The organism is Streptomyces sp. NPDC012508, assembly GCF_042902595.1.
Taxonomy (GTDB): Bacteria; Actinomycetota; Actinomycetes; order Streptomycetales; family Streptomycetaceae; genus Streptomyces.
In genome coordinates, this window is sequence record NZ_JBIBEO010000006.1 from 172949 (window position 1) to 194278 (window position 21330).

Annotated in this window: 19 protein-coding genes; 10 read left to right on the top strand and 9 right to left on the bottom strand. The window is 72.2% G+C overall.

From position 1 onward, the window contains the following. Positions 1 to 190 precede the first annotated feature (190 nt). The 3 genes from ACFY8U_RS21475 to ACFY8U_RS21485 all read left to right on the top strand — a co-directional run bounded on the left by ACFY8U_RS21475 (position 191) and on the right by ACFY8U_RS21485 (position 3608). A complete protein-coding gene (locus tag ACFY8U_RS21475) occupies positions 191 to 892 on the top strand; it encodes a maleylpyruvate isomerase family mycothiol-dependent enzyme (protein ID WP_389572429.1) in 702 nt (233 codons plus the stop codon). Between the two features lie 49 nt (positions 893 to 941). Continuing rightward, positions 942 to 1598, top strand: a complete 657-nt coding sequence (locus ACFY8U_RS21480) for an MBL fold metallo-hydrolase (RefSeq protein WP_389572432.1) — start codon at positions 942 to 944, stop codon at positions 1596 to 1598. 714 nt (positions 1599 to 2312) lie between these two features. Next, complete coding sequence (locus tag ACFY8U_RS21485; RefSeq protein ID WP_389572435.1) at positions 2313 to 3608, top strand: MFS transporter; 1296 nt, start codon at positions 2313 to 2315, stop codon at positions 3606 to 3608. A 78-nt stretch (positions 3609 to 3686) separates the two neighbouring features. On the opposite strand, the gene ACFY8U_RS21490 is transcribed toward ACFY8U_RS21485, so the two are convergent. The 5 genes from ACFY8U_RS21490 to ACFY8U_RS21510 form a co-directional block, all read right to left on the bottom strand. After that, positions 3687 to 4706: a TerC family protein gene (locus tag ACFY8U_RS21490; protein ID WP_389572438.1), complete on the bottom strand. Its 1020-nt coding sequence runs from the start codon at positions 4704 to 4706 to the stop codon at positions 3687 to 3689. Positions 4707 to 4938: 232 nt separating this feature from the next. Further along, positions 4939 to 6885, bottom strand: a complete 1947-nt coding sequence (locus ACFY8U_RS21495; RefSeq protein ID WP_389573255.1) for a TerD family protein — start codon at positions 6883 to 6885, stop codon at positions 4939 to 4941. Positions 6886 to 6980: 95 nt separating this feature from the next. Beyond that, complete coding sequence (locus ACFY8U_RS21500; RefSeq protein ID WP_361432709.1) at positions 6981 to 7559, bottom strand: TerD family protein; 579 nt, start codon at positions 7557 to 7559, stop codon at positions 6981 to 6983. Between the two features lie 153 nt (positions 7560 to 7712). After that, positions 7713 to 9845, bottom strand: a complete 2133-nt coding sequence (uvrB, locus tag ACFY8U_RS21505; protein WP_389572441.1) for an excinuclease ABC subunit UvrB — start codon at positions 9843 to 9845, stop codon at positions 7713 to 7715. 71 nt (positions 9846 to 9916) lie between these two features. After that, positions 9917 to 10864, bottom strand: coding sequence for an MHYT domain-containing protein (locus ACFY8U_RS21510; protein ID WP_389572444.1), 948 nt, complete (start codon positions 10862 to 10864; stop codon positions 9917 to 9919). Positions 10865 to 11056: 192 nt separating this feature from the next. Between ACFY8U_RS21510 and ACFY8U_RS21515 the strand changes: the two genes are divergently transcribed. Continuing rightward, positions 11057 to 11590 carry a methylated-DNA--[protein]-cysteine S-methyltransferase gene (locus ACFY8U_RS21515; RefSeq protein WP_389572447.1) on the top strand — a complete coding sequence of 178 codons (534 nt, stop codon included), beginning with the start codon at positions 11057 to 11059 and terminating at the stop codon, positions 11588 to 11590. Between the two features lie 146 nt (positions 11591 to 11736). Continuing rightward, on the top strand, positions 11737 to 13029 hold the full coding sequence (locus tag ACFY8U_RS21520) for an MFS transporter (RefSeq protein ID WP_389572450.1): 1293 nt from the start codon (positions 11737 to 11739) through the stop codon (positions 13027 to 13029). 194 nt (positions 13030 to 13223) lie between these two features. Here ACFY8U_RS21520 and ACFY8U_RS21525 read toward each other — a convergent pair whose 3' ends face one another. Next, positions 13224 to 13580, bottom strand: coding sequence for a cupin domain-containing protein (locus ACFY8U_RS21525; protein WP_352186309.1), 357 nt, complete (start codon positions 13578 to 13580; stop codon positions 13224 to 13226). Positions 13581 to 14117: 537 nt separating this feature from the next. Between ACFY8U_RS21525 and ACFY8U_RS21530 the strand changes: the two genes are divergently transcribed. From ACFY8U_RS21530 to ACFY8U_RS21545, 4 genes are read left to right on the top strand one after another with little or no spacing between them, the layout of a single operon-like run. After that, entirely contained in the window at positions 14118 to 14978 is an 861-nt protein-coding gene (locus ACFY8U_RS21530) for a hypothetical protein (RefSeq protein WP_389572453.1), read from the top strand. Further along, a complete protein-coding gene (locus ACFY8U_RS21535; protein ID WP_389572455.1) occupies positions 14962 to 16164 on the top strand; it encodes a hypothetical protein in 1203 nt (400 codons plus the stop codon). The genes ACFY8U_RS21530 and ACFY8U_RS21535 overlap by 17 nt, the downstream gene beginning before the upstream one ends. Before the next feature lie 49 nt (positions 16165 to 16213). Next, a complete protein-coding gene (locus tag ACFY8U_RS21540; protein ID WP_389572458.1) occupies positions 16214 to 17128 on the top strand; it encodes a pseudouridine-5'-phosphate glycosidase in 915 nt (304 codons plus the stop codon). After that, a complete protein-coding gene (locus ACFY8U_RS21545; protein WP_389572461.1) occupies positions 17125 to 18018 on the top strand; it encodes a carbohydrate kinase family protein in 894 nt (297 codons plus the stop codon). Before ACFY8U_RS21540 ends, ACFY8U_RS21545 begins: the two co-directional genes overlap by 4 nt. Before the next feature lie 51 nt (positions 18019 to 18069). On the opposite strand, the gene ACFY8U_RS21550 is transcribed toward ACFY8U_RS21545, so the two are convergent. The 3 genes from ACFY8U_RS21550 to ACFY8U_RS21560 all read right to left on the bottom strand — a co-directional run bounded on the left by ACFY8U_RS21550 (position 18070) and on the right by ACFY8U_RS21560 (position 20019). Next, entirely contained in the window at positions 18070 to 18717 is a 648-nt protein-coding gene (locus tag ACFY8U_RS21550; protein WP_389572464.1) for a uridine kinase, read from the bottom strand. Between the two features lie 45 nt (positions 18718 to 18762). Continuing rightward, complete coding sequence (locus tag ACFY8U_RS21555) at positions 18763 to 19284, bottom strand: cupin domain-containing protein (protein ID WP_389572467.1); 522 nt, start codon at positions 19282 to 19284, stop codon at positions 18763 to 18765. A gap of 105 nt (positions 19285 to 19389) precedes the next feature. Beyond that, on the bottom strand, positions 19390 to 20019 hold the full coding sequence (locus ACFY8U_RS21560; RefSeq protein WP_389572470.1) for a winged helix-turn-helix transcriptional regulator: 630 nt from the start codon (positions 20017 to 20019) through the stop codon (positions 19390 to 19392). A gap of 84 nt (positions 20020 to 20103) precedes the next feature. On the opposite strand from ACFY8U_RS21560, the gene ACFY8U_RS21565 reads away from it, so the two are divergent. Then, positions 20104 to 21315, top strand: coding sequence for a pyridoxal phosphate-dependent aminotransferase (locus tag ACFY8U_RS21565; RefSeq protein ID WP_361432736.1), 1212 nt, complete (start codon positions 20104 to 20106; stop codon positions 21313 to 21315). The last annotated feature ends 15 nt before the right edge of the window (positions 21316 to 21330 follow it).

Below are 21330 nucleotides of genomic sequence, written 5' to 3' on the forward strand. Positions count from 1 at the left end.
GCACCTTTCTTGAGAGAGCGGAGGCACAGAAGTGCGGGTCGCAGATATGCCTGGAAGTACCTGGGTGTGTCTGAGTACCCAACAACCAAGGATGCCGGATGCTTCCATCGAGCCTATAGCACGCACATTCGATTTCCGGCCTCGCTCCGACCGCTTCACCCGAATGAGTGGCGGCGCTAGGGTCGGCCTCATGATCGACCATGTGCGTGACCTGGACTCTGTACGTGAAGCGACCGAGCGGCTCCTGAACGCAGCCGCCTCCCTGGACAACGCGGCCGTCGCCGAGCCGTCACGGCTTCCCGGCTGGACCCGCGGCCATGTCCTGGCCCATATCGCCCGCAATGCCGACGCCCTCGTGAACGTTCTCCAGGGACGGCCGATGTACGCCGACGCGGCCACCCGCGACGCGGACATCGAGCGCGACGCCGCGCGCCCGCTGGACGCACAGCTCGCCGACGTCCGCGAGAGCGGCGAGCGTTTCCAGGCCGTGGGCGCGGAGCCAGCCGACTGGCAGCGGATCGTGGAGCTCCGCAACGGCGTCACGGACCGTGCGGCCCGCGTGCCCTTCCGCCGCCTCGTCGAGGTGGAGCTGCACCATGTGGACCTGGGGATCGGCTACGACCTGAAGGACCTTCCCGAGGACTTCGTCCTGCGGGAGATCGACTTCCTCGCGGACAGGTGGTCCGGCCGCTCCGAGGTCCCGCCCGTGACGCTCCGCCTCGGGTCCGAGGAGAACAGCCCCAGCTGGCGGACCGGTGGCACCGACGGCGCTCCCGTCGTCCTGGGCGGCCCCGCGAGCGAGCTGCTCGGCTGGCTCTCCGGCCGCGACCTCAAGGGCGCCCGCCTCGCCGTCCTCGAGGGCGACCGCCTCCCGGAGCTCCCGCCGCTGTAGTCCCGGCCGTTGGGACCCGTCCGTCGGTGCCCGGCGATAGGCTGAGCCCATGACGTACAGCGGAGCGGTGAAGGTCGGCGGGCCCGCCGATGTGCACGAACTGACGGACCTGATGATCTCCAAGGTCGCGGTCGGTCCGATGGACAACAACGCGTATCTGCTGCGCTGTCGGGCGACCGGCGAGCAGCTGCTGATCGACGCGGCGAACGAGGCCGGCACGCTCCTGACGCTGATCGGTGACGACGGCATCGCGTCCGTCGTCACCACGCACCAGCACGGCGACCACTGGCAGGCGCTCGCCGAGGTGGTCGCGGCGACAGGGGCGCGGACGTACGCCGGGGCGTACGACGCCGAGGGCATCCCGGTCCCGACGGACGTGCCGGTCGAGGACGGCGACACGATCAAGGTCGGCCGGGTGGAACTGACCGCGCGCCGGCTGGTCGGGCACACGCCCGGCTCGATCGCGCTGATCTACGACGACCCGCACGGCCACCCGCACGTCTTCACGGGCGACTGCCTGTTCCCGGGCGGCGTCGGGAATACCCGGAAGGACCCGAAGGCCTTCGCGAGCCTGATCCAGGACGTGGAGACCAAGCTCTTCGCGGCCCTCCCGGACGAGAGCTGGGTCTACCCGGGCCACGGTAACGACACCACGCTCGGCAACCAGCGCCCGCACCTCCCTGAGTGGCGCGCACGCGGCTGGTGACGCCTCACGGACAACGGTGACGGCCGAGCCGGCGCGGCGCCGAATGGCTCGCGCGACCGGCGGTGCGCGGGCGGTGCCGGCCGGCCCCGGCTGAACGCCGGAGACGCAGGGCCACGCCCGACCGGGTGGACACGCCCCGTCGACGCGGCCGTCCCGAACCGCTGACCGGCGGAAACACGTCGGCGGCGGGGTGCGGGGCGCCACGCGGTACCGAGGCACGCGGGCGGTGGCGCCTCCCCGCCCTCCGGCCGCCAGTGGGCGCGGGCCGCGGTCGCGTGCTCCCGCGCGCCCCCGTAACTCCTGCGGACCCCGGGTAGTTGGCGCGACATGCACCACGGTCACCCTCCGCACCCGTCCCGACACTCTCTGCGCCCGCCCTCGGCGTCACGGGACGCCGGGGGCTCGTCGGAAGCCCCCGACTCCACGGCACCCCTGGCCTCCTCGGCCTCGGACGACACCCCGGCTCCCCCGGGCTCCTCCGCACCGGCCGAACCTCTCAGCCCTCCCGCCCCCCGAGGCGCCTCGGATTCCGTCGAATCCAAGGTTCCCGCGCATCCCCCGACCCCATCGGCCTCATCCGGCTCCTCGGCCTCACCAGGCTCACCGGGCTCCCTGAGCGGCCCGGGGCCCTCAGGTCCTCCCCTTCCCCCGGATCCCTCAGGCCCTCCCGCTCCCCCGGGACCCGCGCCCTCGGCGTCGCGCCCGGCTCCCTCCATGGCGCGGCTCGCCTGTGCGTCGCTGGTGGGGACCGCCATCGAGTTCTTCGACTTCTTCGTCTACGGGACCGCCGCCGCGCTCGTTCTCGGGCCGCTCTTCTTCCCGACGTTCTCCCCCGTCGCCGGGACCCTGGCCGCCTTCGGCACCTTTGCCGTCGGTTTCGTGGCCCGGCCGCTCGGCTCCGTGCTCTTCGGGCACATCGGCGACCGTTACGGCCGGCGGCCGGTCATGTTCGCCTCGCTGGTGCTCACCGGCTGCGCCACGGTCGCGGTCGGTCTCGTCCCGACGTACGCGACCCTCGGCATCACCGCCCCCGTCCTGCTCCTCGTGCTCCGCTTCCTGCAAGGGCTCGGCCTCGGCGGCGAATGGGGCGGGGCCGTCCTGCTCACCGCCGAGCACGCGCCGGAGCGGCGGCGGGCACTGTGGGCCAGCTTCCCGCAGATCGGCCCGTCGGTCGGCTTCCTGCTGGCGAACGGGGTGATGCTGGCGCTGTCCGCCGCCCTGACCGACGCCCAGTTCCGTGAGTGGGGCTGGCGCGTGCCGTTCTGGGCGGCCGGGCTGCTCGCGGTGGGCGGCCTCCTGCTGCGCTCCTCGCTCGCCGAGACCCCGCAGTTCAAGGAGCTCAGCGCGACCGGGCAGCGGGCGAACGCCCCGCTCGCCGAGGTCGCCCGCGACCACTGGCGGCTCGTCCTGCTCACCGCCGGCGCGCTCGCCGTCGGCTACGCGGTGTTCTACACGGTCTCCACCTGGGCGCTGGCCTACGGCACCGAGCGCCTCGGGGCCGACCGGACGACCATGCTGATCTGCGTCATGGCCGCGGTGGCGATCAAGGGCGCCACGACACCGCTGGCGGCGATGCTGGCGGACCGGTACGGCCGCCGTCCGCTCTGCCTCGCCGGCTGCGCGGCCTCCGCCGCGTGGATGTTCCCGATGGTCGCCCTGCTGCACACGGGGCGGCCGCTGCTGATGTTCCTCGGGTTCCTGGGCTCCATGCTCGCCTTCATCACCATGTTCGCGGTGGTCGCCGCGTACCTTCCCGAGCTCTACGAGCCGAGGGTGCGCTGCACGGGCGCGGCGGTCGGCTACAACCTGGCGGGCGTCCTGGGCGGGGCGCTGACGCCGATCCTGGCGACGACCCTGTCCGGGGGCTCGGGGCCGCCCTGGGGTGTGGCGGCGTATCTGACGGTGGTGGCGCTGGTGAGCCTGGGCTGCTTCGCGCTGCTCCCGGAGACGCTGCCGGCCTCCGCCCGGGCGGAGGCGCCGGAGCAGGTGCCGGAGAAGGCGCCCGCGTAGAAACGCACCGCGGCCGGTGCGAGCGGTGGTGTCCCGCCCGCACCGGCCGCGGTGCGTTGTTCTCCGTGCCGTACGCGGTCAGGCGCCGACGCTGTCCTTCTCGGTCTCCCCCGCCTCCGCGGCGGGGGCGGTCGAGCCCTCGGCGGCCTCGCGCGCCGCCTGCTTCCTGGAGGCGATCAGGCTGGTGATCGTCGTGATGACCAGGACGCCGCCGATGACCGTCAGCGAGAACGGGATGGAGATCTCGGGGACGTGGACCCCGGACTCGTGCAGGGCGTGCAGCACCAGCTTCACGCCGATGAAGCCGAGGATCACCGACAGGCCGTAGCTGAGGTGGACCAGCTTCTTCAGCAGGCCACCGATCAGGAAGTACAGCTGGCGCAGACCCATCAGCGCGAAGGCGTTGGCGGTGAAGACGATGTACGGGTCCTGGGTCAGGCCGAAGATCGCCGGGATCGAGTCGAGGGCGAAGAGGACGTCCGTCGTGCCGATGGCGAGCATGACGACCATCAGCGGGGTCAGCACCCGCTTGCCGTTGACCTTGATGAAGAGCTTCGTGCCGTGGTACTTGTCCGCGACGCCGAACTTCTTCTCGACCGACTTGAGGAGGCGGTTCTCCTCCCACTCGTCCTCGTCCTCTCCGGCGCGCGCCTCCTTGATGAGCTTCCACGCGGTGTAGATCAGGAACGCGCCGAAGATGTAGAAGACCCAGGAGAAGCTGGCGATGATCGTGGCGCCGGCGGCGATGAAGATCGCGCGCAGGACCAGGGCGATCAGTACGCCGACGAGCAGCACGCGCTGCTGGAGGTGCGAGGGCACCGAGAACTTCGCCATGATCAGGACGAAGACGAAGAGGTTGTCGACACTCAGCGACTTCTCGGTGATGAATCCGGCGAAGAACTCGCCGGACGCCTGACTGTTGCCGAAGACCGCCAGTCCGATGCCGAAGAGCACGGCGAGCACGATCCAGACGATCGTCCAGATTCCGGCTTCCTTGACCGACACGTCGTGGGGCTTGCGCCCGATGAAGAAGTCGATCGCGATGAGGGCGCCCAGACCGAGAATGGTCAGCACCCAGAGAGTCGTCGAAACGTCCACTGCGCCTCCGGCGTCGTACGGCTACTTGATCAGCGTCGTCGCTGCCGGAGGTCTCTTCCACCCGGGCCGTCCGTGACGGGGCCGGGCCGACGCCCCGGGATCAGACCGCTCAGGATCCGTCCGTATTGACGGGAACGCCGCGCTTGGGGAGTACTCCCCTCCGCGCCAAGAAGACTACCCGAAGAACCAAGAGAAGGTAAAGGCCAGGGTAAAGACCCCTCAAAGGCGCAGGTCAGCGGCTCCACTGTCGTCGGGCCTCGGCCACCTGCGCGAGGACCTGGTGCAGCACCCGGCTGCCGGGCGGGAACAGCGGAGGCTCGTACGTCCAGGCATGGCCGACCCACGGATCGGCCAGATGATCGTCCGGTACGGGAGTGATCCGCATGAGCGAACGCCACAGCGGGTCGAGCACCGGGCCGTACGCGGAGGCGTCCTCGCGGTCGGCGACCATCAGGAGATGGACCCCGACCGCCGGGCCCTCGTCCGCGAGGTAGCGGAGCTGGGTGACGGCCCGGTCGTCGAAGCCGTGCGGGAAGTCGTGGACGATCAGCAGCTGCTCGGCGGTGTCCATGCCGGGCGGCAGTGCGTCGGGGGCGCCGGCCCGCAGCGCCATCTGCACCAGGTCCACTCGCTCCGTGAGCTGGGCGAGGACGGCCGTGACCCCGGCCGCTCCGGCCGCCGGCGGGCCCGCGAGCACACCCGCCGTGACGAGCGGCGCGAGCGCCGTCGCGCCCGAGCCCGCCGGGTCGATGACATGGACGGTGAACTCACCGGGCGGGTACACCGCGAGCAGCCGCGCCGCGTGCGCGACCGCTGTGTCCAGCGCGAGCCGGCGCAGCTCGGCCTCGTCGAGCAGCCCGGCTGCCTCCGAGTGCCCGCGTCCGGAGTCCACCCAGAGCCCACGCTCCAGCGGGAGCCTGACCAGCATCGGGATACGCAGATCCGTCCGCTCGGGGAGGTGGAGGTCGCCCAGGCGGAGAGCCATGGGGGCCTCCATGGGGACGCGGTAGGCGTGCCAGACGGGGTTGTCCCAGCGTGCGTAGGCGGCGGGCAGCGCCGGTTCGACGACCTCGGACTCGGCGGCGAGCTGCGCGAGGTCCCGGTCCAGGACCTCCTGGGCGCGGGCGGTGAGCTCGTCGTGCTTGGCGCGGGCCGCTTCGCGTGCGGCGTCCCCGGCGCCGCCGATGCGGCTGCGCGGGTCGGAGAGCACGCTGTCGAGCTCCTTGTCGAGCCGGGACTCGGCGAAGTCGCACGCGCTGCGGTACGCGGCGGTGGTGCGGGCCAGGTCCTCGAACATGCCCCAGACCTGGTTGTAGAGCCGCTCGTCCATGGACCAGCCGCCGGCGTCCCCGGCGACGGGCACGGGCGGACCCTGCTGGGGCTCGGGGGCGGCCGCGCGGCGACCCGGATGGGCGTAGCTGATGGGGCCGCCACCGCCCCCGGCGCTCGCGTGCGGCGGCTGCGGCGTGGGCTGCGGGGTGGACGGCAGCGGCGGAGGCGGCGGGGTGACCGGCACGGTGTGGGCCGGGTCCACGCCGGCCATCGGCTCCGCGGCCGACGTCGGCGCCGAGTGACGTACGCGCTCCGTCTCGGGGACGCGCGGGGGCGGGGCGGAGACCGAGCGGGCCAGGCCCCTGGCGACGGCCTCCAGGATCGAGGCGGCCAGGTCGGCGGGGCGCTCGAGCCCCTGGTCGCCGAGCATGGCCGCGAGGCCGCCCTCGTACCCCTGGCCCATCGCGCGCACCTTCCAGGCGCCCTGGCGGCGGTACAGCTCCAGGGCGACGACGGCGCACTCACGGTCCAGGCCGGTGATCGTGTAGGAGGCGATCTCGGTGCCGTCGAGGCCGGTGACCGCCACGAAGGGGGCGGCGACGGCGCCGAAGCGGGTCGGGCCGCCGACGCCGACGGGCAGGGCGAGGAGGACCGAGAGGCGGTGCACGGCCGCCGGGACGGCCTCCAGGTCGACGGCGAGGCGGTGGTCGGCCGCGGCCTGCTGGGAGACCTCGACGCCGGGCAGCGAGGGCGAGCCCGGGTGGGCGATCCACTCGACTCCGAGGACCGTGCCCCCTTCGTCGCCGAGGGTGGCTCCGGCGACGACCGGATGACCGGCCGAGACCCGGATCTCCAGTCGGGTGTCGGGCAGGGGGTGGTTCTGCCCCCGGACCAGCTCGACCGTCATCGCCTCTGTCCCCTCAGCGTCTTGCGTGCGGATCATGTGGGACAGCTCCCGGTGGCCTGCTGCCTCCGGGAGCTGTGGGTGTGCCTGCGTGCCGCCTAGAGGTGCGGCAGGATCGCGGGCATGAGGTCCTGGAACGTCCGGCCGTTGGCCGGGTTGCCCAGGGCCGTCATCTGCCAGCCGGAGCCCGCCCGGTGCACCTTCGCCATGATCTGCGCGGTGTACTGGCCGCCGCCGTCCAGGGTGTAGCGCGCGAGCTCCTGGCCGTTGGTCTCGTCGACGATCCGGCAGAAGGCGTTCTGCACCTCCTGGAACGTCTGCCCGGTGAAGGAGTTCACCGTGAAGACGATCTGGTCGATGTGGACCGGCACGCGCTGGAGGTCGACGAGGATCGACTCGTCGTCGCCGCCCTGCCCGGCGCCGCCCACCAGGTTGTCGCCGGTGTGCCGGACCGAGCCGTCGTCGCTGACCAGATGGCGGAAGAAGACCACGTCCACCGGCTGCTTGTCGGCGAAGAGCACCGCGGAGGCGTCCAGATCGACCTCGCGCGTACGCGAACCGAACAGGCCGCGACGGGGCGCCGCCTGCCAGCCGAGCCCCATCCGTACGGACGAAAGGCTGCCTCCGCCCTGCTTCTCCAGGCTGATGGCCTGACCCTTGGTCATGTTGACCGTCACGCGCTGTCCCCTCTCTGAGCGATCCCCGCGGCCGCCTCCGCTGTGCGTGCGGTTTCCCAGCACCCTACGCAGGGGCAGTGACACCGCAGCAGGCGCGGTCGCGTTTTGTGTCGGTCTTGCAACACATCGGGGGTGCCCGAGCCCCCGGAGAGGTCAGGCGAGTCCCGCCTCCTTCATCTGGCGCAACTCCTTCTTCAGCTCTCCCACTTCGTCACGCAGCCGCGCGGCCACCTCGAACTGCAGCTCCGCCGCGGCGGCCCGCATCCGGTCCGTCATCTCCTCGATGATCGCGGCCAGTTCGGTGGCCGGGCGGTCGCCGAGCTCGACGGTGGAGCCCGCCTTCCCCTTGGCCCTGCCCTTCGTCGTCTGCGCGGCGAGGGCGGGGACAGGCGCCTTGACCTTGCCGTCCTTCTCGTGCCGGTACCCGGTGCCGAGGAGCTGCTCGGTGTCGATCTCCTCGCGGGCGATGGTGGCCACGATGTCGTTGATCTTCTTGCGCAGCGGCTGCGGGTCGATGCCGTTGGCGGTGTTGTACGCGATCTGCTTCTCGCGGCGCCGGTTGGTCTCGTCGATGGCCTTCTCCATGGCCGGCGTGACCGTGTCCGCGTACATGTGGACCTGTCCGGAGACGTTGCGCGCCGCGCGGCCGATGGTCTGGATCAGCGAGGTGCCGGAGCGGAGGAAGCCCTGCTTGTCGGCGTCGAGGATGGCGACGAGCGACACCTCGGGCAGGTCGAGGCCCTCCCGGAGCAGGTTGATGCCGACCAGGACGTCGTACTCACCGGCCCGCAGCTCGCGCAGCAGCTCGATACGGCGCAGGGTGTCGACGTCGCTGTGCAGATAGCGGACCTGGATGCCGAGCTCCAGGAAGTAGTCGGTGAGGTCCTCGGACATCTTCTTGGTGAGCGTGGTGACGAGGACCCGCTCGTCCCGTTCGGTCCGCAGCCGGATCTCGTGGACGAGGTCGTCGATCTGGCCCTCGGTGGGCTTGACGACGACCTCGGGGTCCACCAGGCCGGTGGGGCGGATGATCTGCTCGACGAAGCCGTCGCCGCGCGACAGCTCGTACGTGCCGGGAGTGGCCGAGAGGTAGACGGTCTGGCCGATCCGCCCCTGGAACTCCTCCCACTTCAGCGGGCGGTTGTCGAGCGCGGAGGGCAGCCGGAAGCCGTGGTCGACCAGGGTCCGCTTGCGGGAGGCGTCGCCCTCGTACATCGCTCCGATCTGCGGAACGGTGACGTGCGACTCGTCGATGACGAGCAGGAAGTCCTCGGGGAAGTAGTCGAGGAGCGTGTTGGGCGCGGAGCCGGGCTCGCGGTCGTCGAAGTGCATCGAATAGTTCTCGATGCCGGAGCAGGAGCCGATCTGGCGCATCATCTCGATGTCGTACGTGGTGCGCATGCGCAGGCGCTGGGACTCCAGCATCTTGCCCTGCTTCTCCAGCTCGGCGAGCCGGCTCTCGAGCTCGCGCTCGATGCCGTTGACCGCCTTCTCCATGCGCTCGGGGCCCGCCACGTAGTGGCTGGCGGGGAAGACGTACAGCTCGCGGTCCTCGCTGATGACCTCGCCGGTGAGCGGGTGGAGCGTGGAGAGCGCCTCGATCTCGTCGCCGAACATCTCGATGCGGACGGCGAGCTCCTCGTAGACCGGGAAGATCTCGATGGTGTCGCCGCGGACGCGGAAGGTGCCCCGCGTGAACGCCAGGTCGTTGCGTGTGTACTGGATGTCGACGAAGCGGCGCAGCAGCTGGTCGCGGTCGATCTCCTCGCCGACCTTGAGCGGGACCATCCGGTCCACGTACTCCTGGGGGGTGCCGAGACCGTAGATGCAGGAGACGGAGGCGACCACGACGACGTCACGGCGGGTGAGCAGGGAGTTCGTCGCGGAGTGGCGGAGCCGCTCGACCTCCTCGTTGATCGAGGAGTCCTTCTCGATGTAGGTGTCCGACTGCGGGACGTACGCCTCGGGCTGGTAGTAGTCGTAGTACGAGACGAAGTACTCGACCGCGTTGTTCGGCAGGAGCTCGCGGAACTCGTTGGCCAGCTGGGCGGCCAGCGTCTTGTTCGGCGCCATCACCAGGGTGGGGCGCTGCAGCTTCTCGATCATCCACGCGGTGGTCGCGGACTTTCCGGTGCCGGTCGCGCCGAGGAGGACGACGTCCTTCTCGCCCGCGCGGATGCGCCGGTCGAGTTCGGCGATGGCCGCCGGCTGGTCGCCGCTGGGCTGGTAGGGACTGACGACCTCGAAGGGCGCCACCGTACGTTCGATCTGGGAAACGGGCCGCATGGAACCACGGTACGACCCCCCACTGACAGTCGGGCGGGGAACGGCTCACGGCCTGCTCGCGGGGCGGCTTCTCACCACTCCTGGGAGCGGTGGGCGCCCCGTCCCGCGCTCTTGGCACGGCCGCGGCTCTCACGGTCCGCACGGCCCCCTCGGCCGCCCCTGCCTCCGCGGCCGGCGGGCTGCCCGGCCGACCAGTTCGCGGGCTCGCCGTAGGCGGGGGCGCGGCGCTGCGCCGGCAGTCCGGGGCGGTGGGGGCCGCGGGCGGAGGGCCGCTGCCAGTCCGGGTCGCCCATCACCAGCAGCGGGTCGAACATGACGACGACCGCGGCGAGCAGCAGGAAGACGGCCGGGCCGACCAGCATCGGCAGCAGGAGCGAGGTGGCGGAGTCGCCGCCGCCCGTGACGGTGGCGGCGTCGTGCACATGGACGTTGACGGCCGCCATGGCGGTGTAGTGCATACCACTGACGGCGAGGCCCATCACCAGGCTGGCACCGAGGCTGGCCAGAAATCCATGCACCGATACAGCCGCCCAGAGGGAGGTGGTGGCCGCGACGACGGCGATCACGACGGAGAGGGCGACGGTGAGGGTGTCGTAGTCGATGGTCCCCTGGAGCCGCATGCCCGCCATGCCGAGGTAGTGCATGGTGGCGACGCCGAGACCGGTGATGGTGCCGCCGGTGACGAGGGTGAGCGGGGTGGCTCCGCGGTAGCCGACGATGAAGATGCCGATACCGACCATCAGGATCGCGACGCCCAGGCTGGCGAAGGTGATGGGACGGTCGTAGCTGATGGGCGCCTGGCGGACGGAGAAGCCCATCATCCCGATGAAGTGCATCGTCCAGATGCCCGTGCCTATCGCCGTCGCTCCGAGGGCGAGCCAGCCCGCTTTGAAGGTGTCGCGGTGGCGCAGGGATCTCGTGGTGCAGCGCAGGCCCAGGGCGCCGCCGAGGCAGGCCATGAGGTAGGCGGCGACCGGGGTGACGAGGCCGTAGCTGAATCCGTCGACCGTGCCCTGCATGAGCGTCTGTCCTCCAGCCGTGATGCCACGTCGTCCGAAAACAGTCGGTACCGCTGAGTAGTACTACGGGGCGAGATTATGGCGCGCGGAGGGCCGTACGACCATGAGGTCCGGGAATTGTCGGCGGCGAGACCGAGACGAGACCCGGCCGTGACGACCGTGATGTCAGTGGTCGGTCGTACCGTGATCGTCATGGACACCACGGTGGAATGGGCGGTCGTGCCGAGCGAGATCGGTCCGCTGATGCTCGCGGCGACCGATCGCGGTCTGGTGAGCGTGGTCTTCCACGCCGACGAGACGGTCCGGGAGGCGGCGCTCGAGCGGCTGGCGGGGCAGCTCGGCGCGGAGCCGGTGGAGAGCGTCTCGGGTCGGCTCGCCGAGCCGGTACGGCAGCTCGCGGAGTACTTCGAGGGTGGGCGTCGCGCGTTCGACCTGGCCCTGGACTGGACGCTGACGACGGGCTTCAACCGCCAGGTGCTGCGCGAGCTGGCGGAGGGCGTGCCGTTCGGGACGGTCGTCGGGTACGGGGATCTGGCGAAACGGGTCGGGCAGCCGGGCGCCGCGCAGGCCGTCGGGGCGGCGATGGGCGCCAATCCACTGCCTGTGGTGGTGCCGTGCCATCGGGTGGTGGAGAGCGACGGCGGGATCGGCGGCTTCGGGGGCGGTCTGGAGACGAAGCGCACGCTGCTGGCCCTGGAGGGCGTGCTGCCGCAGCCGCTCTTCTGAGGCGGACGCGCGGACCGAGACCGAGGCGGAGGCTGAGGCTGATACTGAGGCTGAGGGGCGCGCGGGGCCGATGTCCCCGAGGTGCTCGTACGCGGGTTGTGCGGGTGGCGTTCTCAGGGGCGGGGATGGCTGGCACACTCACGTCAGTGACCAACGCCCCTGACGCCCCTGACTCCGCACGTCCGGCGGAGATACCCGCCGCTGCCGCGGCTTCCGCGCCTCCGGCGCTCCGCCGACGCATCCAGGCCGTGCTGATCGCGACGCAGATCCTCGGCGGACTCGGTATCGCCACCGGCATCGCGCTCGCCGCCGTCCTGGCCAAGGACGTCAGCGGCACGGAAGCCCTGTCGGGCCTCGCCTCGACGGCCACGGTGGCCGGCCCGGCGCTGCTCGCCATGCCCCTGGCCGCGCTGATGGGCTCGCGCGGGCGGCGGCCCGGACTCGTCCTGGCGTACCTGATCGGGGCACTGGGCGCCGGAGTCGCCGTCCTCGGGGCGGTCGTGAACAGCTTCCCCCTGCTCCTCGTGGGCCTGGTCGGGTTCGGCGCCGCCTCCTCGGCGAACCTCGCGGCCCGGTTCGCGGCGGCCGACCTGGTCGAACCGCATCACCGGGGCCGGGCCATCTCCACCGTCGTCTGGGCCACCACGATCGGCGCCGTCCTCGGCCCCAACATCGCCGCGCCGGCCGGGAAGAGCGTCGCCGGACTCGGCATCCCGGCGACGGCAGGGCCCTTCGTCTGGGCGGCCGGCGCGTTCCTGATCGCCGCGCTCGTGGTCGCGCTGCTGCTCCGCCCCGACCCCCTGCTCACGGCGCGCGCCCTGGCCGGTCCGGAAGAGAGCCAGGGAGCCGAGGGGCGCTCGCTCAGGGCGGGCGTACGGGCCGTACGGAAGTCCCCGGGGGCCCGCCTCGCGCTGGTCACCGTGACCGTTTCGCACACCGCGATGGTCTCGATCATGTCGATGACCCCGGTGGCGCTGAGCCATCACGGTGCCGGGATCGAGCTGATCGGCCTCGTGATCAGCGGGCACATCGCCGGCATGTACGCCTTCTCCCCGGTCATGGGCTGGCTGTCGGACCGCATGGGCCGGCTCTCCGTCATCGGCCTCGCGGTCGGGCTCCTCTCCACGGCGGCGCTGCTCGCGGGCACGGCCGGTCCCAGCCATGGGCAGACCGCGGCGGGCCTGTTCGTCCTCGGCCTGGGCTGGTCGGCGGGTCTGGTTTCGGGCTCCGCCCTGCTCACGGACTCCGTTCCGCAGGCAGCCAGGGCGGCGGCACAGGGCCTGTCGGACTTCGTCATGAACACCGCGGCGGGCCTGGGCGGTCTGATGGCCGGACTGATCGTGGCCCGCGCGGGCTACGGCTGGCTGAACCTGGTGGGCGCGTGTCTGCTGCTGCCGATGGCGGCACTGGCGGTACGCGGAGTGCTGCGGCGGGCCTGAGAGGGCCCCGAAGCCCGAGGCCGTGGGCCTGAGGGGCGCCGAAGCACCGAGGCCGCGGGCCTGAGGAGCGCCGAAGCACCGAGGCCGCGGGCCTGGCGGCGAGCTCCGAGGCCGCGGGCTCGGCAGCGAGCCGAGCGCGTCCCACCGCACGCCACGCCCGGCCCGGCTCTCGGCTCCCGCTCCCCCACCGGCACTCAGAGGCTGATGTGGTACGCCTTGCGCAGCGTCTCGTGGACCGTCCACGTGGTCCGGTCCCCCTCGCGCAGCACGCACGCGTCACCGGGTCCGATCTCCAGCGTGGCACCGCCCTCGACGGCGACGGTGGCCCGTCCGCTGACGACCACGAAGAGCTCGTCGGCCTCGGTGTCGGTGACCACTCCGGGAGTGATCTGCCAGATGCCGCGCACCTGCTTGCCGTCGGCGGACTCCCACAGGACCTTGCCGGTCACCTCGGGCGTTCCCGAGACGATCTGGGCGGGGTCGAGCGGCTCGGGCTCGAGCTCCGCGTCGGGGATGTGGACGGCGAACGAGGGCTGGTCATGAGTCGTCATGGCCGGTGACTGTAGCGGGGGCTCCGGGCCGTCTCACGGCCAGGACCGGCTGGAAGAATCCCCTCCGCTTCGCCCCTGACCAGCCGACTTCGCCGGCTGCGAGGCCGCGACGAAATCCGAAGTACGCCCGGGGGCAGCACGGGACAGGCCCTGGAGGAGAGTTTCGCCGTACCCGGCGGGCAGCGGTCCGCGGTCCGCCACCGATTCCGAAGGAGTGGTCGACGCGGCCAATCGGCGTACGTCCGGTCGTTGCCGGGCCCGAGGGCGTCGTAGAAGTGGCAGATGAACACTTCGGCTCCCTCGGGGGCGGAACCGCTCATACGCGCACGCAGCCGAGGCCGGCGTCTCGGCGCCGCACGGCCGGAAAACAGGGCCGGCAGGACTGCCGGTGGACCGATGTTCCCGCTGGTCACCGCAGGCGCCTTTGGTGCGCCCAATGTTGGTCGGACGGAATCCCCCGAGCCCCCTGTCAAGCCTGGCGTGTGCGCGTCAAACTCGCTCCGTGACCTCCTCCCCCACCTCCGACAGGAGAGTGCGATGCCCGCGTCGTCCTTCGTTCCTCGCAAGGCCCCCCGCACCGCCACCGTCCTGACCGCCGCCGCGCTGCTCGCGGTCCTCGCGGCCGCGCCCACGGCGCAGGCCGCCTCCGAGCCCGCGGCCCGTGAGCCGATAGCCCCCGGCGCCTCCTACAAGGCGGCGTACGACACCCTCGGTCCGCAGCGGCTGACCCCGGCCCAGCAGAGACTGAGCGACGCCAAGCAGGCGGCGGCGACCCGGGCGTACGACGGGATCCGCACCCAGGCGGCGCTCGCCGGCTACAAGCTCTCCGGCGGCGTCCACCAGTCCCAGAAGACCTCGTACTGGTGCGGCCCGGCCACTCTCGTGATCACCCAGTCCGCGGCCGACGAGGTCGCCGGCCGCTCCCAGCAGGACGCGGCGAACCTCCTCAAGACGACCACCAGCGGGACCGCCTGGTACGGCATCAACATCAACGTCCCCAGCCCTACGGGCTACCCGATGGCCGACGCGCTGAACTACCGCCTTCCCGGCGCCGGTTACGTGCCCCGTGCGCTGCCGTACACCCCCTCCGCCACCGACAAGGCGAACTTCAAGCAGCACATCACCCACAACACCGACGCCGACTACGCGATAGCGGGCAACGCCTGGGAGGTGCCGGGCGGCCCCCACCTCGTCGGCCACCCCAACGTGGAGATATTCCACTGGGTCGCGATCGACGGCTACAACACGGACAACGCCGCCGGGCAGGTCAACTACCTCGATCCCGTGGGCGGGGTGAGCACGAGCGTGATCTCGTGGGCGGGCGCCGTACCCAAGTCGGCGCACATCTCGTCCGACACCATCACCACCATCATGGGCGGCCGTGGTTACGTCTGGTAGGACCCTCTCCCCGGTCGGCGCCCGGGCGGCGCTGACCGTGCTGCTGGCGGGCATCCTGGTCGCGGGATGCTCGTCGGCGCGGCACAGCGGCCCGGAGCCGGCCCCGCGCGAGTCGACCGCCCCCGCGCCCCGACCGACCGCGCTCGCCGCCGCGTGCGAGGTGAAGCTTCCCGCGGCCTGGCGCTCCGCGCTCGCCGCGGGCGAGCTGCGGGCACCGGCAGGCGAGCGGGCGGTGCTCACCGACACCGGCCCCGGCTGGACAGCCGTCCAGCTCAGCGGCGGCGACCGCAGGCGGGCGGCGCTGGTGGACGGCGGCGATGCGCCGCGCACCCTGCTCGCGCTCGCCGACCCGGTCGAGCACCAACTGCTCGCGGCCGACTTCGACGGCCGCCGGTGGGCCGCGTTCGCCGTCCTGGAAGGCCGGACGCTGGACAGCCCGTGGAGTCTGTACGTGTGGGACGCCGAGACGGGCTCGTCCCGGCGCCTCGCCCGGGCCGACCGGCCGGGCCCCCTGCCCCAGCCCGTCGTCCGCGACGGCACGGTCCACTGGGCGCAGGGGGTCGGCGACGGCAAGGCCACGGTGTACGCGGCCGCGGCCGCGGGCGGCACCCCCCGCGCCCTGCACACGGGCGTCGTCGACGCCCCCTTCGCGGCGGGCGGGTTGCTGGTGTGGCGCGAGTCCACGGGCTCCGGCACCCGACTGGCAGCCGTCTCGCTCGTGGACGGGCGGCCGGCCGAGCTGCCGGGCCCCCTGGCCGCGCTCCGGGACATCCGCTCGGTGGTCGCCGACGGCGGAACGCACGGAGGGAGCGGACCGGACGGAGAGAACGGGTCCGGTGGCACATGGGCCTGGGTGGAGGGCGAAACCGAGCCGCGCCTGATGGTGTGGCGCACCGGCGACGCGCGGCCCACGGCGGCCGTGACAAGGTCCCCGGCCGTCGACGGCATGGACCAGCTGCGGATCAGCGGCCGACTGGTCACCTGGCGCACACCGGAGACGTCGTACGCCCTGGACCTCGGCTCGGGTTCGTACGCTCGGATCACTCCCGCCTACGGCTACGCGCAGGCCAGGGGCGGCGCGCTGGCGGTCGCGTACAGCCTGGGCAACGCCAAGGCCGACGGCTCCCGGCCGGTGATCCAGGTGGTCGACGCGGTGCGGCTGCCCGCCCTGCCGCGGTGTGGCTGAAGCTCGCCACCGAGGTTTGAGTGGGGCGTGGGTGCGCCAGAAATGGGACATGTCCACACAGGTGTACGAAGAGGTGCGGGAGGCGCTCCACGAGGGCCGGCCCGTCGTCGCGCTGGAGTCCACGATCATCGCTCACGGCCTGCCGCGCCCGCGCAACCTGGCCGTGGCCGGAGAGCTGGAGGCTCTGGTCCGGGCCGGGGGCGCCGTGCCCGCGACGATCGCCGTCATCGACGGGGTGGCTCATGTCGGGCTCGACGAAAGCGGGTTGACGCGCATCGCGGAAGACCCGGCCGTACGGAAGCTGGGCCACCGTGACCTGGCGCCGGCGCTCGCGACCGGGGCGACGGGGGCGACGACCGTCTCCGCGACGGCGTGGCTCGCGGACGCCGCCGGCATCCGGGTCTTCGCGACCGGCGGGCTCGGCGGGGTGCACCGGGAGTGGACCGAGACCCAGGACGAGTCGGCGGACCTGCGGCTGCTCTCCCGGGTCGGTGTCACGGTGGTGTGCGCGGGAGTCAAGTCGATCCTCGACGTCCCCGCGACGCTGCAGCGGCTCGAGACCCTGGGCGTGACGGTGGTGGGGTACGGCACGGAGCACTTCCCGGGGTTCTATCTGGCCTCCTCCGGGGAGCCGGTCGACTGGACGCTGCGCACCCCCGAGGAGGTGGCGGGCGTGATACGGGCCCAGGACTCGCTGGGCGAGCCGCGTGGCGCGGTGATCGTCGCCAATCCGGTGCCGGAGGACGAGCAGTTGGATCCCGGGCTGCACGACCGGGTCCTCGCCCAGGGCCTCGCGGCGGTGAAGGAGAAGCGGATCGTGGGGCAGGCCGTGACGCCGTTCCTGCTGGAGTATCTGATGGTGCACACGGACGGGGCGTCCCTGGAGGCGAACCTGGCGGCGGTGCGCGGGAACGTACGGCTCGGGGCAAGCATCGCCTCCGCGTACGCCGGCTTCGGCGCATGAGCGGTCTTCTGGTCGTCGGCGACGTGGTCACCGACATCGTCGCCCGGCACAGGACGCCGCTCATGCCGGCGACCGACACGGCCGCCGAGATCCGGCGACTGCCGGGCGGTGCCGGCGCCAATGCGGCCTGCTGGGCGGCGCGTTCGGGAGGCGCGCCGGTGTCACTGCTCGGCAGGGTCGGCACGGACGACGCCGAGTGGCACGACCGGGCGCTCCGCCGGGCGGGCGTACGGCCGATGCTCGTACCGGACAGCGAGGCCGGCCCGGCGACGGTGATATCCCTGGTCGACGCGAGCGCCGAGCGCACGTTCCTGACCGACAGCGGCGCGGCGCTGCGCATCTCCCCTGCCGACTGGTCCGACGCGTTCCTCGACGGGATGGCTCGTCTCCATCTGTCGGGGTACCTCTTCTTCGCCGAGCCGAGCCGTGCCGCCGCGCTGAGAGCGATGGGCGGCGCGCGGGAGGCGCGGATACCGGTGAGCGTGGATCCGGCGTCCGTGGGGTTCCTGAAGCAGCTGGGTGTGGAGAGGTTCCTCGAGGCCGTGCGGGGCGTGGAGGTGCTGTTCCCGAACGCCGACGAGGCCCTGCTGCTCACGGGGTGCGCCGAGCCGGAGGAGGCGGCCACGACCCTGAGCCGGGCGTTCCCGCTCGTCGCGGTCACCCTGGGCGCCAAAGGCGCTCTGGTCGCCGAGGCGGGTGCGGTCACGAGCCGGGTCGCGGCTCCGGAGGTGGCGCCGGTGGACTCCACGGGCGCGGGTGACGCGTTCGCCGGGGCGTTCCTGGCGGCTCTGCTCGCGGGCGCGGACACGCGGGAAGCGGCAGCGGCGGGCTGCCGGGCCGGCGCGGAGGCGGTGACCGTGGTGGGCGGGCGGCCGCCGACGACGCGGTGAGGGCCAGGCCGCCGACGGCGCGGTGAGCGGTGGGCGGGCGGCCGCCGAGCCCTAGGGCACGTCCTGGCCTGGGAGACCCGTCCAGGCCGGGTGGCGCGGGTCGTCGGCGCGGACGACCACGTCGGCGGCCTCGGACGGCCCGACCTCGTTCTCGTACCGCTCGAAGGCGGGCAGGGTCCAGGGCTCCTCGCTGCGGCGGGCGAGGGCTCCGGGCGAGAGCCTCAGATGCACGGTCGTGTCGAAGGGGAACCAGTGCCCGAGGAGGAACGGCCCGTGCACCACGAGCACTCCGCCGGGCGGCAGCTCCACGTAGGGGCTGCGGGTGGCGCGGTCGGTGACGGGGTCCCACAGGTCGGGCAGGACGCGCCCGCCGCCGCCCGCCTCCAGGGGCCCGAACACCTCGCGCCACAGCGCGCCGGTGTCGAACCAGCCGCTGTAGTACGAGTCGGGGTCCCGTTTCCCGTATTCGTACCGGAGCGACGCGGGCCGCAGGAACCCTCCGGTGCCGACGGCGAGCACGGACCGGCCGCGCAGCCGCAGGGCCTCCGCGATCCGCTCGGCGGTCTCCCCGGTCGGCGCCGCGGGCGCGCCGTCGACGGCGACCTTGAGCCACGCGCTCCCGTCACCGGGGGCCGCGCCGTCGACGTGTGCGGCCAGGGCCTCCGAGAGCCGCTCCCAGGTGATCGCTTCGAATCGCACGGACGTGACCTTGCCACACCCGCGTGACGGTTCGCCGGAGGGGCGTCAGCCCCGCGCGCACTCCGGCTCGGGCTCGTCGACGGAGAGCGGGGCGCCCTCGGGCAGCAGGTAGGTGACGTAGAGGACGACGGGCTCGGTGCCGAGGTTGCGCCCGATGTGCACGTGCTTGCGGCCCGCGGGCTCGATGAACGCCTCGCCCGCGGAGGTCGCCTCGACCGAGCAGTCGTCGAGGGTGCGGGTCAGTGTGCCGGACTGGACGACGGCGATGAGCTGGCCGGGGTGGTGGTGCCATCCGGTGGAGCCGCCGGGCGCGATGGTGACGGTGCGGACGGTGACGTCGGTGTCGCCCTTGGGCGCCTTGATCTTCAGCCTGCCGTGGGAGGTGCCCTTCGCGAGCACGGTGCCGCTCACGCCGGTGCCCGGCGTGGCGAGCGCGGCGGACGGGACGACCGCCACGGCGGCGACCGTGCCCGCGACGACCAGGCTCTTGCGCAGCCGCAGCCCCGGGGGCAGCCCCTGACCCTGCCTCAGCTGCAACCGCCGCGCCCTGAATATGCCCAGCCTCATGGAACCCCCTCCAACTCCCGGGCGCGGTCGCGTGATTCACGACCGTCGACCGCCGGGACGGCCATACGGTAACCCGGTGGAGGCGGTCCGGACGGCCGAACGATCTCAGCCAGTCCGTACGGTCTCGTCCAGCCACGCGCGCCCCGCCGCGACCGCCTCCGCGAGCGTCAGCTCCCCGCTGGACAGAGCCCGGCAGGTCGCGGTGTCCGTCCGCAGGTGCACGTCCGGGGCCTCGGCCGGCCCGTCGGCGTACGAGGCGGCCCCGGCGCCCCCGACCCGTACATGGAACACGCCCTCGTCCAGGGTCACTTGCACCACGCCCGTCACCACGCCCTCCAGGGCGCGGAGCAGCGGGATCGCGAACCAGTGGGCGCGTACGGCGTCGGTGGGGCGAGGTTCGTCCAGGACCGGCGCGCCCCACTCCGCCAGAGCCCGAAGGACCGGGAGGAGCTCGCGTCCGCGGGGGGTGAGCTCGTACACGTACGCCGAAACGGGTGGCGGCAGGCGGCGGCGCGTGACGAGTTCGGCGCCCTCCATGTCCTTCAGGCGGCCCGCCAGCATGTCCGTGCTGACGCCCGGGAGATCGGCGTGCAGATCGGTGTAGCGGCGCGGTCCGGCGAGGAGTTCACGGACGATCAGCAGCGTCCAGCGGTCACCGACGACGTCGAGGGCGCGCGCGGAGGCGCAGTACTGGTCGTAGCTCCGGCGGCGCGGCTGGCGTGACTGACGTGGCATGCGACGCAGTCTAGACAAGTTGTTGGACTTTCCAAGCTCGAACTTGGTAAAACCAAGCATCAAAACTTCTGGGGAGGTCGTCGCATGGAGTTCCGGCAGTCGAGCAAGCTGAGCGAGGTCTGCTACGAGATTCGCGGCCCGGTCATCGAGCACGCCAACGCCCTGGAGGAGGCGGGCCACAGCGTCCTGCGCCTCAACACCGGCAACCCCGCGCTCTTCGGCTTCGAGGCGCCCGAGGAGATCGTCCAGGACATGATCCGGATGCTCCCGAAGGCGCACGGCTACACGGACTCCCGTGGCATCCTCTCCGCCCGGCGCGCCGTCGCCCAGCGCTACCAGGCCATGGGCCTGCCGGAGGTCGACGTCGACGACGTCTTCCTCGGCAACGGCGTCTCCGAACTGGTCTCCATGGCCGTCCAGGCTCTCCTGGAGGACGGCGACGAGGTACTGATCCCCGCCCCCGACTTCCCCCTGTGGACGGCGGTGACCACCCTCGCGGGCGGGAAGGCCGTGCACTACCTCTGCGACGAGTCGGCCGACTGGTACCCGGACCTCGACGACATGGCGTCGAAGATCACCGACCGTACGCGCGCCGTCGTGATCATCAACCCCAACAACCCCACGGGAGCGGTGTATCCGCGCGAGATCGTCGAGGGCATCCTCGACCTCGCCCGCCGCCACGGCCTGATGGTCTTCGCCGACGAGATCTACGACCAGATCGTCTACGACGAGGCCGTGCACTACCCGGCCGCCTCCCTCGCCCCGGACCTCGTCGTCCTCACCTTCGGCGGGCTCTCCAAGACGTACCGCGTGGCAGGGTTCCGCTCCGGCTGGCTGGTCGTCAGCGGCCCGCAGCAGCACGCGAAGAGCTACCTGGAGGGGCTGACCATGCTCGCCTCCATGCGGCTGTGCCCGAACGCGCCCGCCCAGTACGCCATTCAGGCCGCGCTCGGCGGCCGGCAGTCGATCCACGAGCTCACCGCCCCGGGTGGCAGGCTCCACGAGCAGCGCGACAAGGCCTGGGAGAAGCTCAACGAGATCCCCGGAGTCTCCTGCGTGAAGCCGAAGGGCGCCCTCTACGCCTTCCCGCGCCTCGACCCGAAGGTGCACAAGATCCACGACGACGAGAAGTTCGTCCTCGACCTGCTGCTGCGCGAGAAGATCCAGGTGGTCCAGGGCACCGGCTTCAACTGGCCGCGACCGGACCACTTCCGGATTCTGACGCTGCCGTACGCCGACGACCTGGACGCGGCGATCAGCCGCATCGGACGCTTCCTGAGCGGCTACCGGCAGTAGGGCCGCCCGGCCCCT